Raw genomic sequence first — 13108 nt, 5'->3', positions numbered from 1 at the left:
GTTTCGAAATTCGCTCTGGCGAGTCATATGGTGGTGGTTTCGAGAACCGTAGCGGAGCGGACATTTGGTCCGTGAGCTCAGTTCTACTGCACGCAGTAGAACGGGAAGCGCAGAAAACGCCATCAGATGGCCGCCAGAGCAGAATTCGGCATCAAGAGGTGGCCATGAACGTTCTTCTTCTGGGCTCCGGCGGCCGCGAACATGCGCTCGCCTGGAAGATCGCCGCGTCGCCGCTGCTGACGAAGCTTTATGCCGCCCCCGGCAATCCGGGCATTGGCGGCGAGGCCGAACTGGTCAAGCTCGACATCGCCGATCACGCCGCGGTCACCGCATTCTGCCGGGAGAAAAAAATCGACCTCGTCGTGGTCGGTCCGGAAGGCCCGCTGGTCGCCGGCATTGCCGACGATCTGCGCGCCGAAAATATCCGCGTCTTCGGTCCCTCCAAGGCAGCGGCACAGCTGGAAGGCTCGAAAGGTTTCACCAAGGACCTCTGCGCCCGCTACAACATCCCGACCGCCGCCTATGGCCGTTTCAGTGACCTGGCCTCGGCCAAAGCCTATGTCGAAAAGACCGGGGCGCCGATCGTCATCAAGGCCGACGGGCTCGCTGCCGGCAAGGGCGTCACCGTCGCCATGACGCTCAGTGAAGCACAGGCAGCACTCGATGCCTGCTTCGATGGTTCCTTCGGCGCCGCCGGCGCGGAAGTTGTGGTCGAGGAATTCATGACCGGCGAGGAGGCGAGCTTCTTCTGCCTCTGCGACGGTACCACCGCACTGCCCTTCGGCACCGCGCAGGATCACAAGCGCGTCGGCGACGGCGACACCGGTCCGAACACTGGCGGCATGGGGGCCTATTCGCCGGCACCGGTGATGACGCCGGAACTGGTCGAGCGCACCATGCGTGAGATCATCGAGCCGAGCATGCGCGGCATGGCCGAACTGGGCGCGCCTTTCTCCGGCGTGCTGTTTGCCGGGCTGATGATCACCGACAAGGGGCCGAAGCTGATCGAATACAACACCCGCTTCGGCGATCCGGAATGCCAGGTGCTGATGATGCGGCTGAAGGATGATCTGCTGGTCCTGCTCAACGCGGCAACCGACGGCCAACTGGCACATACTTCGGTGCGCTGGCGCGACGAGGCGGCATTGACCGTGGTGATGGCGGCGAGAGGCTATCCCGGCACGCCGGAAAAGGGCTCGGTCATCCGCGGCGTCGAAGACGCGGCAAGCGACGGCGTCCAGGTGTTCCATGCCGGCACCGCCATCAATGGCGGCGCGCTGGTTGCCAATGGCGGCCGCGTCCTCAACGTGACGGCATCAGGCGCCACGGTCGGCGAGGCGCAGAAACGAGCCTATGCCGCGCTCGACCGCATCGACTGGCCGGACGGTTTCTGCCGCCGCGATATCGGCTGGCAGGCGGTGGCGCGCGAACAGGGAAACTGAAGTCCGCGTTGGCTTACCGCTGGCCGCGATCGAGTTCGGTGGAAGCGGTGCTGAGCGGATCGGCAGCGGCAAAGGCAGCGTCGAGTTGTGCGGGCGAACGCCGCTCGGTCCGCTTCCAGGCGACATATTGTACAATGCCGAAACTCGGTCTCCGGGGCACCGTCTTCACGACCGGCATGCGGAAGCCGTCGCGGAAACGGGACCAGCGTGTGCCCAACGCTGCGACCATGTCCTCGAAAGTCGGCGGCGCGGCCACAGACGCATAGGTGATGGTGACATTGCCGGCGAGGCCGGCCTCGCGTGAAACCGGTAGCGGTATGGAGGCGAGATAGTCCGGCGGCACGTCGATAAGCCCGCCGAACGGCCATTGCGCGCGCAGCGTGGCGGCGTCGGTCGGCGCGACATTCACGTCTATGTCGTTAGGCGTGCCGGCAACCCTGTAAGGGCAGCGGAAACGGCCGCAATTGGCTTGCGCCGAAAACTGCCACAGTGCGTAGCCTTGCCAGTTGCCCATCGGAAAATGCACGTCGATGTCGGACTTATAGCGGGCATACCAGAGCGGCAGCCGCGACAGGAGCCGGTATCGGTAGCTGTTGTCGGCAATGTACTGGGCGGTCTTGCCGTTGGTGTACAGCACCGGGAAACGGCCGATGCGCCGATGCACCTGGCGGACGAACTCCTCGGCATCGTCGAGCGACATCCATTGCGAGGGATCATTGCCCTCAATGTCGAGAGCCATGAGATCGTCGGGCGCAGGCTCGGCGAAATCGAGGAAATTGTTGGCCTGTTCGACCGGATTGCCCGGGCGGGCAAGGTGATAGGCGCCCCATTTCAGGCCGAGTGCCTTGGCCACCACCCGGCGCGTCTGGAACAGTTCGCGCGTCACCGCATGGCGTTTCCACAGCGCCTTGCAAAGCTTCACCTCAATGTCGTTGCCCAGGCAGAAATAGGGCGGCGGCATGCCGTCGGAGGCCTTGTTGATGAAGCCGACGACCCGCTTGTCGGTGGCGAGTTGGGCCCAACCGATGGAATTGTATTCGTAGGCATCGACCACCAAAGCGCGGTCGGCGTTCTTCCAGGGTTCGGAAAAATCCGAAGCCTTTGCCGCCGTGGACAGCGCCATCGTCGCCGCCAAGGCGAGAAGCGCCAGCGCATGTCGCCCAAAAGTGTGCAGCGGTTTTGGGGCAACGACATGCGGAGGAAACAATGGCTTGAAGGGCGTCGGCACGACACTCTTCAAGCGGCGAAGGAGACGCGCCGTCCTTTTCAAAACAGGGAATCCCCGTTGATCAAAGACAAATCCTGAACGGCTATGGTTAAGGAAGTACTTTCGGGGCTGACTTCAGAAAAGCTGGCGACGCATCTGCTAGAATTCAAACGGGTCCGGAGCCGGCTCTTGCCGTAGCGTGCCCTCGGCGGCGCGTTTGCGGTGGTGGGCGAGTGAGCATTGCGGCGAGCATAATATGCCGCGATCCGACCAGTAGGCGGCCCCGTGGTCCAGTCTGCCGCCATGGTAGCAGAACCCCTCCGCTCGATAGGGCAGGCCGCATTCGATGCAGCGATAGGCGTCGGGTCTGGCAAGCATGGGCTGTTCCGGTTGGCTGGTTCTGATTGCATCGCCGGTCGACTTGATCCGGCATGGGTTGAACTTAATACGCGCCGCCGCGATTGCAAAATCCGCGTGATACGCGCCGCCGCGATTGCAAAATCCGCGTGACAAAATTTGACGTTTACGTAAAAAGAAGATGGGAGACCGCTGATACGGCGGGTGGTTTTGCAGCGGCACCGGTTCTAGGGTTGGGCAGGCCGATGCAATCAGGAGGAGTGGGCGGCATGTATAGGGCACCGGTCGAGGATATCGCCTTCACGCTCAAGCACGTCGCCGGCATGAAATCGGCGCTCGATGCCGGCAGGTTCGGCGATCTCGGCGATGACCTGGTCGATGCCGTTCTTGGCGAGGCCGGCCGCTTCGCCACTGAAGAGGTCGCACCGCTCTACACGATCGGCGATCGGCAAGGTGCCGTGCTGAAGGACGCTGCCGTCACCACACCGCCCGGCTGGAAGGAACTCTATCGCCGCTGGATCGATGGCGGCTGGAATGCGCTCTCCGGGCCTGAGGAATATGGCGGCCAGGCGCTGCCGACCATGCTTGGCGTTGCCGCGCTCGAAATGTGGAACTCCGCCGCGATGGCCTTCGGCATCGGCCCGACGCTGACCATGGGCGCTGTCGAAGCGCTCGACAAACACGCCTCCACAGACCTCAAGGCAAAGTATCTCGAAAAGCTCGTCTCCGGCGAGTGGATGGGCACGATGAACCTGACCGAGCCGCAAGCCGGTTCGGACCTCGCCGCCTTGCGCGCCCGCGCGGAGCCGGTGGGTGACGGCAGCTACCGCATCTTCGGCCAGAAAATCTTCATCACCTATGGCGAGCACGACTTCACCGACAACATCATCCATCTGGTGCTGGCGCGGCTGCCCGATGCGCCCTCCGGCACGCGCGGCATATCGCTGTTCCTTGTGCCGAAATTCCTGGTCGGCGACGATGGCGCGCTCGGCGCCCGCAACGACGTCTTTTGTTCCGGACTTGAACATAAGCTCGGCATCCATGCCTCGCCGACCTGCACCATGATCTATGGCGATGGTTTCCAGGGCACCAAGCCCGGCGCTATCGGCTGGTTGATCGGCGAGGAGAACAAGGGCCTCGCCTGCATGTTCACGATGATGAACAATGCGCGGCTTTGTGTCGGCATGCAGGGGGTAGCGGTCGCGGAAGCCGCGACGCAGAAGGCGATCGCCTATGCCAATGAGCGCCGGCAGGGCAAGGCAGCGAGCTACACTGGCACGGGTATGGCGCCGATCGTCCATCACCCCGATGTCCAGCGTAACCTGCTGACCATGAAGGCGCTGACCCAAACCGCGCGCGCCATCAGCTATTCCTGTGCCCACGCCATCGACATGGCCCGTGTCTCCGCCGGTGACGAGGCGGCCCACTGGCGCGACCGCGCCAATCTGCTGACGCCGCTGGCAAAGGCGTTCTCGACCGATATCGGCGTCGAGATTGCCTCACTTGGCCTCCAGGTTCATGGCGGCATGGGCTTCATCGAGGAGACGGGAGCGGCCGCCTTTTATCGCGACGCGCGCATCGCACCGATCTACGAGGGCACCAACGGCATTCAGGCGATCGATCTGGTGATGCGCAAGCTGCCGCTCGGCGGCGGCGACCATGTGCATGGTTATATCGCTGAACTGGCTGATATGGCCGCAGCGGTGCGGACCTCGAACCTGCAGGGTTTCGGCCGCACCGCCGACGCTCTCGACGCGGCACTTGGCGATCTCGGCGAAGCGACCCGCTTCCTGCAGAAACTGGCGGCCGAAGGCCGGGCGGACGAGGCGCTGGCGGGCGCGACGCCCTATCTCAGGCTGATCTCGCTTGCCGCCGGCGGCGCCTATCTGGCGCGCGGCGCTCTTGCCGATCAAGGCCGTATTCCCCTTTGCCGCTTCTTCGCCGAAAACCTGCTCGGCGAGGTCAGCGCTTTGCGGGCGCGCGTCATCGATGGCGCCGAAAGCCTCGCCGCTGCCGGAAAAACGCTGATTTCCGCCTGACGTTCACAAGGAAAGAACCGTGACAGACCATATCCTCGTCGAGCGCCAGGGCGCCATCCAGATCATCCGCATGAACCGGCCGGACAAGAAGAACGCGCTGACGCGCGCCATGTATGCGAAAATGTCAAAAACCCTGGCCGAAGGCGACGCCGATCCTGCGATCCGCGTCCATGTCTTTCTCGGCGTGCCCGGCGCCTTCTCCTCAGGCAACGACCTTGCCGACTTCATGGTCATCGCCACCGGCGGTGACGGCGGCACCGAAGTCTGGGACTTCCTGATGGCGCTGGCCAAGGTTGAGAAACCCATGGTCTCCGGCGTCGACGGCATCGCGGTCGGCATCGGCACGACGCTCAACCTGCATTGCGACCTGACCTTCGCCACGCCACGCACCGTGTTCAGGACACCTTTCGTCGACCTTGGCCTGGTGTCTGAGGCAGGATCGAGCCTCCTGGCGCCGCGCATCCTCGGGCAGCAGGGTGCCTTCGCGCTGCTTGGCCTCGGCGAAGGCTTTTCGGCTGAACGGGCGAAGGCCGCCGGCCTGATCTACGAGGTGGTCGAGGAAGCAGCACTGGAGGCCTCGGTGCTGGCGGCCGCCGGCCAGATCGCGGCCAAGCCGCCGCAGGCGTTGAAGATCGCGCGCGACCTGATGCGCGGCTCGCGCGACGACCTCGTCGCCCGCATCGGCGAGGAAAGCGAGCATTTTCGCGAGCGCCTGAAGTCCGATGAGGCGCGCGCCGCGCTCACCGCGTTCATGACGAGAAAGAAGGCCTGAGCCTCTTCTTCAGGGATAAAGCCTCGTCTTGTCCCAGGCGCCTTTCGCGTTGCGGCTGAAGACGAGCCGGTCGTGCAGGCGGAACGGCCTGTCGTGCCAGAACTCGATTGTCGTGGGCACGATTCGGAAGCCGGACCAGTGCTTTGGCCGCGGGATCTCGCCGATCGGGTAGCGTGCCGTGTATTCGGCCACTGCCTTCTCCAGCGCAAAGCGGCTTTCCAGCGGCCGCGATTGTTTCGAGGCCCATGCGCCGATGCGGCTGCCGCGCGGCCGTGTCGCATAGTAGGCGTCGGCTTCGGCGTCGCTGACGATCTCCACCGGTCCGCGAATGCGTACCTGGCGGCGCAGTGATTTCCAATGGAAACACATCGCCGCCTTCATGCTGCCAAGAATCTCCTGGCCCTTGGCGCTCTCGAAATTCGTGTAGAAGACAAACCCGCTTTCATCGAACCCCTTGAGCAAAACCATGCGCACATCCGGCATGCCGTCGGTATCGACGGTCGCCAGGGCCACGCCGTTGGGGTCGTTCGGCTCGCTTTTCGTGGCGTCGTCCAGCCATGCGGCAAACAGGCGAAACGGCTCGGCAGCCTCGGTAAAGTCACCGCTTGTTAACTCAGTGTCACTCATAGTTTTTCTCAAATTGTCACGAAGATTCTTACAAAGCCAAGATTCTTAACGAAGCAAGGGGGAGGCTGCCGATTGTCGCTTATCGCGCAAGCTTTTGACAGCAGGCAATGGAGCGTTATCGCTTCGGCCAGCGCGAAAGCCGCGATCGTGGCGGTCGCCTTGCCGCTTGCCGCTTGTGGCGCCGGCGGCTTCAGCCTGGAAAAAGCCGAAGTCGACCGCTCGATCCTGACCAGCAGCACATCGGCCTCGGCCGCGCCGGCCAGTCTGGATCGCGACTCCGACCAGACGACGATCGGCAATGCAGTCTCCTCGGCCGACATCGAGCAACTCGGCGGGCAGGCCGTCCCATGGGCCAATGCCGGTACCGGCTCGCGCGGTTCCATCACCGATCTGGCGGAATTGAAGGACAACGGCCAGACCTGCCGCCGCTTCAAGGCCTCGCGCGAAAGCTTTGACGGCGTTGCCATGTTCGAAGGCGAACTGTGCCTGGCCAGCGCCGGCGGCTGGCGCATGCAGGACTTCAAGGCGCTCTGATTTTCCGCGTCTGATATGCGGCTCCAGCACTGGAATTTCTTCCTATGGGAGCGCATATAAGAGGCAACCAGAGACTCAACTCTTCTCCAGGGCAGTAAGCATGCGCGACCCCTATGAGGTGCTGGGCGTTGCCAGGAACGCATCGGCCAAAGACATAAAGTCGGCGTACCGGAAACTCGCCAAAAAGCATCATCCGGACCAGAATCCGAATGATCCAAAGGCGAAGGACCGTTTTGCCGCAGCCAACCAGGCCTACGAGATCGTCGGTGACGAAAAGAATCGCGCCGCTTTCGATCGCGGCGAGATCGACGCCGACGGCAAGCCGCGATTCCAGGGCTTTGAGGGCGCTGCCGGTGGCGGCGATCCGTTTGGCGGCTTTCGCCGGCAGCAAGGTCCGGGCGGCTCGCGGTTCGAATTCCGCTCCGGTCGACCCGGTGGCGATCCGTTCGACGGCAACAGCGACATCTTCAGCCAGATTTTTGGCGACACTTTTTCTGGCGCTCGCGGTCCCGGCATGGGCGATCGCCGCCAGCAGGCGACCGCTGCCGATCTGAACGTGACGCTCGACGTCACCATCGAGGAAGCGGCGACCGCTGAAAAGGTGACGGCGATGTTCCCCGACGGCCGCAAGGTGGCGGTCAAGCTGCCGGCCTATGTCGAGGATGGCCAGACCATCCGCCTCAAGGGCCAAGGCGAGCAGGGGCCGGGCCAGCCAGGCGACGCGCTGGTCAAGATCCATCTGCGCCGGCATCCACGCTACCGCATCGAAGGCCGCGACCTGCACGCCGATCTGCCGGTGGCACTGGCGGATGCCGTGCTCGGCGCCAAGGTGCCTGTCGAGACGCCGACCGGCAGGCTCGCGGTCAACATTCCGGCCTGGTCGAGCTCCGACAAGGTCCTGCGGCTGAAGGGCAGAGGCCTGCCGGAAAAGGCCGGCGGTCACGGCGATCTCTACGCTCATGTGCGTATCATGCTGCCGGAAGGCGGCGACAGCGCACTCGAAGCGCTGTTGCGCAGCCAAAAAGGCTGATCGGCGGCTTTTGTCCCCTGAACTGTCCGTTTTGAGCGCTTGAAGGGGCTCTGTGCCTGTGCGATAGGGCAACCCACAAAGCTGAAATCTTGCGGAGAGCGCTCACATGGCGGGTGGACAGGGCCTAATGGCCGGCAAGCGCGGCCTCATTCTTGGCGTCGCCAACAATAGGTCGATCGCTTATGGCATCGCCAAGGCCTGCGTCGATCATGGCGCCGAGATAGCGCTGACCTATCAGGGCGAGGCGTTCAAGAAGCGTGTCGAGCCGCTGGCGGCGGAGCTAGGCGCCTTTGTCGCCGGCCATTGCGACGTCACCGATCCGGCGAGCCTGGATGAGGTTTTCGCCAATGTCGCCAAACATTGGGGCAAGCTTGATTTCCTCGTCCACGCCATTGCCTTCTCCGACAAGGATGAGCTGACCGGCCGCTATGTCGAGACTTCACGCGACAATTTCCTGCGCACAATGGACATTTCGGTCTATTCCTTCACCACCATCGCCAAGCGCGCCGAGGCGCTGATGACCGATGGCGGCTCACTGCTGACGCTGACCTACTACGGCGCCGAAAAGGTGATGCCGCACTACAACGTCATGGGTGTCGCCAAGGCGGCGCTCGAGGCCAGCGTGCGCTACCTGGCGGTCGATCTCGGCGCCAAGAAGATCCGCGTCAACGCCATTTCGGCCGGCCCGATCAAGACCCTTGCCGCTTCCGGCATCGGCGATTTCCGCTACATCCTGAAGTGGAACGAGTACAATTCGCCGCTGAAGCAGACGGTGACGCAGGAGGAAGTCGGCGATTCCGGCGTCTATTTCCTGTCCGATCTGTCGCGCGGCGTCACGGGTGAAGTGCACCACGTCGATTCGGGCTACCACGTCGTCGGCATGAAGGCGGTCGACGCGCCTGATATTTCGACGGTCAAGGACTAGCACCCCCAACCGTCGTCCGTCCCGATCCGCACCGGAAGACCTGATGTACCCGCTGGTTTATATCGCGCGCCACGGCCAGACCGCGTGGAACGCCGAAATGCGGCTTCAGGGGCAGGCTGACACCGATCTCAATGCTCTTGGCCGCGAACAGGCGACCGGCAACGGGCTTCGGCTAGCTGCGTTGGTTCCAGATCCCTGGGAATTCGACTTCGTCGCCAGTCCGATGAAACGGACGCGCGAAACGATGCAGCGTATTCGCGCCGCGATGAAGCTGGATCCGGATGCCTATCGAACCGATCCGCGCCTCGTCGAAGTCAATTTCGGCGATTGGCAGGGATTTACCTTTCCCGAGCTGGAGACGCGGTATCCCGGAGCAAGCGGGACGCGTGCTCTGGACAAGTGGAACTTCCAGCCGCCCGGCGAAGGCGCCGAGAGCTATCAGATGCTGCTCGAACGGGTGAGGCCATGCTTCGACGCGATCGAACGCCAGACGATATGCGTGACCCATGGCGGCGTCATGCGCACCTTGTTTCGTTTCGTTCTGGGATTGGCCGAGGACGAGGCAGCGAACCTGGAAATACCGCAGGATCGCCTGCTCAAGCTCGAAGGCAAGAGTCTGGAGTGGCTTTAATGCATGTCGCCCAAAAGTGGCCCCGGTTTTGGGAGAACGACATACATAAAACAAAGACCTAAAGCGGGTCGCCTGAAATCCGTTCAGACGCGACACGCTCTAGGCCATTTCGCAGGCGGCTCGGCGAAAGCTGAACCGCAAACGCTGCATTCAATTGAGGTTGGAAGCTCTAGTTGGCTGAGCTGTCCGGCAGTTCCATGTCGGTGATGACGTTTTCGCCATTGGTCACATCGTAGGCGATGACGATGTCCATGCCCGGCTTCAGCGCGTCGAGATCGGTCTCTGCGTTCAGCTTGTAGGACTTGCCGTCATCCAGCGTCAGCGTCGCCGTGTCCTTGTCGATCTTCTTGATCAGGCCTTCGGTCTGGCCGGCGAAAGCGGCGGTGGAAAGCAGCAGCGTGGCGGCAACGGCGCTAATCAGGGTACGCATAATCGTTCCTCTTTATCATTGCACCGGCATGGCGGCGGGCTGTTCAACAGCGGATGGAGCAGAGCAGAAACCAACCGAATGTGTCAAAACTAAATCCGCCAGATCACAGTTTGACCCCTGTGAAAAACGCCAATAGAACGCAATCTTCAGCCGGCTCCGATGCCGGGCAGGGTCATTTCATGTCTCACAACACGTTCGGCCACCTTTTCCGCGTTACCACCTGGGGCGAAAGCCATGGCCCGTCGCTCGGCTGCGTGGTCGACGGCTGTCCGCCCGGCATCCGCTTTACGCGCGACGAGATCCAGGCCGAACTCGACAAGCGCCGGCCGGGACAGTCACGTTTCGTGACGCAGCGTCGCGAACCAGATGAAGTGAAGGTGCTGTCAGGTTTCATCCTCGACGAGGACGGCGAGACGATGATCACCACCGGCACGCCGGTGTCGATGCTGATCGAGAATGTCGACCAGCGTTCAAAGGATTATGGCGAGATCGCCCGCCAGTACCGGCCCGGCCATGCCGACTACACCTATGACGTCAAATACGGGGTGCGCGATTATCGTGGCGGCGGCCGCTCCTCGGCCCGCGAGACGGCAGCCAGAGTGGCGGCCGGTGCCTTGGCGCGCAAGGTGGTGCCCGGCGTGGTGGTGCGCGGTGCGCTGGTGTCGATGGGCGAGAAATCCATCGATCGCGCCAACTGGAACTGGAATTTCATCGGCGATGCGGAAAATCCGTTCTTCACCCCCGATCCGGCTTCCGTTCCTGTCTTCACGCAGTATCTCGACGGCATCCGCAAGGCGGGCTCCTCGGTCGGTGCGGTGATCGAGATCGTCGCCGACGGCGTTCCACCGGGCCTCGGCGCGCCGATCTATGCCAAGCTCGACCAGGACATCGCCTCCGGCCTGATGTCGATCAACGCGGTCAAGGGCGTCGAGATCGGCAACGGCTTCGAGGCCGCCCGCATCACCGGCGAGCAGAATGCCGACGAGATGCGCATCGGCAATGACGGCAAGCCGGTGTTCCTGTCCAACAATGCCGGCGGCATCCTCGGCGGCATCTCGACCGGCCAGGCAATCGTCGCCCGTTTCGCCGTCAAGCCGACCTCGTCGATCCTGACCCCGCGAAAGTCGATCGATAAGGACGGCAAGGACGTCGAGATCATGACCAAGGGCCGCCACGATCCATGCGTCGGCATCCGTGCCGTGCCGATCGGCGAGGCAATGGTTGCCTGTGCGATCGCCGATCATTATCTGCGGCATCGGGGACAGACGGGGAGGGGAATAGGGGAATAGGGGAATAGGGGAATATGTTGCGCTCTTAGCCCGGCCGGCCAAATCTTTTTGCTTTTCCCTACTCCCTTACTGCCCTACTCCCTTATTCCCCTGCGAGCAAAGCGAGCACTTATGCCTTACGACCAGAAGAAAATCGTCGAAGCCCTGCGTGCTTTCGAACGCGGCGAGATCGTCGTCGTCATGGATGATGACGGGCGCGAGAACGAGGGCGACCTGATCGTCGCCGCTGTCCACTGCACGCCCGAAAAGATGGCGTTCATCGTACGCCACACCTCCGGCATCGTCTGTACGCCGATGCCGCGCGAAGAAGCCAAGCGGCTGAACCTTGCCCCCATGGTCGCCGACAACGATTCCGCCCACACCACCGCTTTCACCGTCAGCGTCGATTTCAAGCATGGCACCACGACCGGCATCTCGGCCGAAGATCGCACTTTGACCGTTCGCAATCTTGCCAACGGCAATGTCGGTGGCTCGGATTTCGTCCGGCCCGGCCACATCTTTCCGCTGATTGCGCGCGAAGGCGGCGTGCTGATGCGCTCAGGCCATACCGAAGCAGCGGTCGATCTGTGCAAGCTCGCCGGCCTGCCGCCGGTCGGTGTCATTTCCGAGCTGGTCAATGATGACGGCACCGTCAAGCGCGGTCCGCAGGTGCAGGCTTTCGCCGAGGAGCATGGCCTCAAGCAGGTTTCGGTCGCCGACCTCATCGCCTACCGGCAGCGCAAGGAAACGCTGGTCGAACGCGTCGCCTGCTCGGAAATCGACACGCTCGGCGGCAAGGCACAGGTCTTCACCTACACGCTGCCGTGGGACTCCATGCATCACGTCGCCATCGTCTTCGGCGACATTCGTGACGGCGAGGACGTGCCGGTGCGTCTGCATTCCGAGGATGTGGTGACCGATGTCTTCGGCACCAGCCACCGGCTCGACGCCATCATGAAGACAATGGGCGAGCGCAGGCGCGGTGTCATCGTCTATCTCAGAGAAGGCTCCGTCGGCGTTGCGCATCAGGAGCGCAAGCGGCCGGCAAGCGGCGACCGCGAGGATCACGAAGAGGCGCGCCGCCGCGAAAACGAGTGGCGCGAGATCGGGCTAGGCGCCCAGATACTCAAGGATCTCGGCATCTCCTCGATCAACCTGATCGCCTCGCGCGAACGCCACTATGTCGGCCTCGAAGGTTTTGGCATCCACATCGCCAAGACGGAGATCCTCTGAGCCTCCCGCCGATCCGGTTGCCGGAGAAGACGGATGAATGCGTCTCTGCCTTCCAGCCAACGCAGCGAGCGGCTTTTGCTGCGCCGCCCAGAAGAGGCTGATCTGGATTTCCTGATCGACCTCTTTTCGCGCCGGGAGCTTGTTGCGCATCGTCCGGACCCTGTCCCGGATACAGCCCAGCAGAGCGCCGCGCGGCTGACGCGCGACATCGGTCATTGGGACAAGCACGGCTTTGGCCGCTGGGCGGTCGAGGCGGATGAAAAGCTGGTCGGCTTCGGCGGCGTCACGGTATCGGCGGATTTCGACGGTCTGAACCTGTCCTATCATCTTCATCCGGCGAGCTGGGGACATGGCTATGCCACGGAATTGGTGACGGAAGCACTGCGCACCGCGTTCGGCCCCTTGCGTGCCGATCGGGTTGTCGGCCTCGTCCGCCCCTCCAATCCGGCTTCGCGACGGGTGCTGGAGAAATGTGGCTTCGTCTTCGAAAAAGAGGTGATGCTGCACGGGGCGCCAACGATAGTTTTGGCATTGGCGCACCCAAGAAGAGTCAATATTTCAGGCCCGGCCGCCTAGAGCGGCGGGGGGGGGGGGGGGGGGGGGGGGGGGGGGG

At 63.0% G+C, this 13108-nt stretch carries 14 protein-coding genes; 10 read left to right on the top strand and 4 right to left on the bottom strand.

Going from position 1 to position 13108, the window contains the following annotated elements; translation table 11 throughout:
• Positions 1-164: 164 nt before the first annotated feature.
• Complete coding sequence (purD, locus tag LB519_RS09740) at positions 165-1442, top strand: phosphoribosylamine--glycine ligase (RefSeq protein ID WP_224619697.1); 1278 nt, start codon at positions 165-167, stop codon at positions 1440-1442.
• 13 nt (positions 1443-1455) lie between these two features.
• On the opposite strand, the gene LB519_RS09735 is transcribed toward purD, so the two are convergent.
• Both LB519_RS09735 and LB519_RS09730 read right to left on the bottom strand, forming a co-directional pair.
• Entirely contained in the window at positions 1456-2565 is a 1110-nt protein-coding gene (locus tag LB519_RS09735; protein WP_032809930.1) for a glycoside hydrolase family 25 protein, read from the bottom strand.
• A 243-nt stretch (positions 2566-2808) separates the two neighbouring features.
• Positions 2809-3027, bottom strand: a complete 219-nt coding sequence (locus LB519_RS09730) for a hypothetical protein (RefSeq protein ID WP_013532811.1) — start codon at positions 3025-3027, stop codon at positions 2809-2811.
• A 248-nt stretch (positions 3028-3275) separates the two neighbouring features.
• Between LB519_RS09730 and LB519_RS09725 the strand changes: the two genes are divergently transcribed.
• Together LB519_RS09725 and LB519_RS09720 are read left to right on the top strand one after the other, a co-directional pair.
• Positions 3276-5045, top strand: coding sequence for an acyl-CoA dehydrogenase (locus tag LB519_RS09725; protein ID WP_064995128.1), 1770 nt, complete (start codon positions 3276-3278; stop codon positions 5043-5045).
• Positions 5046-5064: 19 nt separating this feature from the next.
• The gene (locus LB519_RS09720; protein ID WP_224619696.1) at positions 5065-5817 is read left to right on the top strand and encodes a crotonase/enoyl-CoA hydratase family protein; all 753 of its coding nucleotides are present in this window, start codon (positions 5065-5067) and stop codon (positions 5815-5817) included.
• Positions 5818-5826: 9 nt separating this feature from the next.
• Here the strand turns inward: LB519_RS09720 and pdxH are convergent, their stop codons facing one another.
• Entirely contained in the window at positions 5827-6444 is a 618-nt protein-coding gene (gene pdxH / locus LB519_RS09715) for a pyridoxamine 5'-phosphate oxidase (protein ID WP_013532806.1), read from the bottom strand.
• Positions 6445-6516: 72 nt separating this feature from the next.
• Between pdxH and LB519_RS09710 the strand changes: the two genes are divergently transcribed.
• From LB519_RS09710 to LB519_RS09695, 4 genes are all read left to right on the top strand, one after another.
• Entirely contained in the window at positions 6517-6978 is a 462-nt protein-coding gene (locus LB519_RS09710) for an RT0821/Lpp0805 family surface protein (RefSeq protein ID WP_013532805.1), read from the top strand.
• Between the two features lie 100 nt (positions 6979-7078).
• A complete protein-coding gene (locus LB519_RS09705; RefSeq protein ID WP_024503598.1) occupies positions 7079-8008 on the top strand; it encodes a DnaJ C-terminal domain-containing protein in 930 nt (309 codons plus the stop codon).
• Between the two features lie 106 nt (positions 8009-8114).
• On the top strand, positions 8115-8933 hold the full coding sequence (gene fabI, locus LB519_RS09700; protein WP_013532803.1) for an enoyl-ACP reductase FabI: 819 nt from the start codon (positions 8115-8117) through the stop codon (positions 8931-8933).
• Positions 8934-8976: 43 nt separating this feature from the next.
• Entirely contained in the window at positions 8977-9564 is a 588-nt protein-coding gene (locus LB519_RS09695; protein WP_013532802.1) for a histidine phosphatase family protein, read from the top strand.
• Between the two features lie 169 nt (positions 9565-9733).
• Here LB519_RS09695 and LB519_RS09690 read toward each other — a convergent pair whose 3' ends face one another.
• Positions 9734-9994, bottom strand: a complete 261-nt coding sequence (locus LB519_RS09690) for a DUF1344 domain-containing protein (RefSeq protein WP_013532801.1) — start codon at positions 9992-9994, stop codon at positions 9734-9736.
• Between the two features lie 179 nt (positions 9995-10173).
• On the opposite strand from LB519_RS09690, the gene aroC reads away from it, so the two are divergent.
• The 3 genes from aroC (at position 10174) to LB519_RS09675 (ending at position 13071) form a co-directional block, all read left to right on the top strand.
• Complete coding sequence (gene aroC / locus LB519_RS09685) at positions 10174-11283, top strand: chorismate synthase (protein ID WP_013532800.1); 1110 nt, start codon at positions 10174-10176, stop codon at positions 11281-11283.
• A 111-nt stretch (positions 11284-11394) separates the two neighbouring features.
• Positions 11395-12495, top strand: coding sequence for a 3,4-dihydroxy-2-butanone-4-phosphate synthase (ribB, locus tag LB519_RS09680; RefSeq protein ID WP_013532799.1), 1101 nt, complete (start codon positions 11395-11397; stop codon positions 12493-12495).
• Between the two features lie 33 nt (positions 12496-12528).
• A complete protein-coding gene (locus tag LB519_RS09675; RefSeq protein ID WP_224619694.1) occupies positions 12529-13071 on the top strand; it encodes a GNAT family N-acetyltransferase in 543 nt (180 codons plus the stop codon).
• The last annotated feature ends 37 nt before the right edge of the window (positions 13072-13108 follow it).

The organism is Mesorhizobium sp. AD1-1, assembly GCF_020164655.1.
Classification (GTDB): Bacteria; Pseudomonadota; Alphaproteobacteria; order Rhizobiales; family Rhizobiaceae; genus Mesorhizobium; species Mesorhizobium ciceri.
This window is presented reverse-complemented; position numbering and strand designations above follow the sequence as displayed.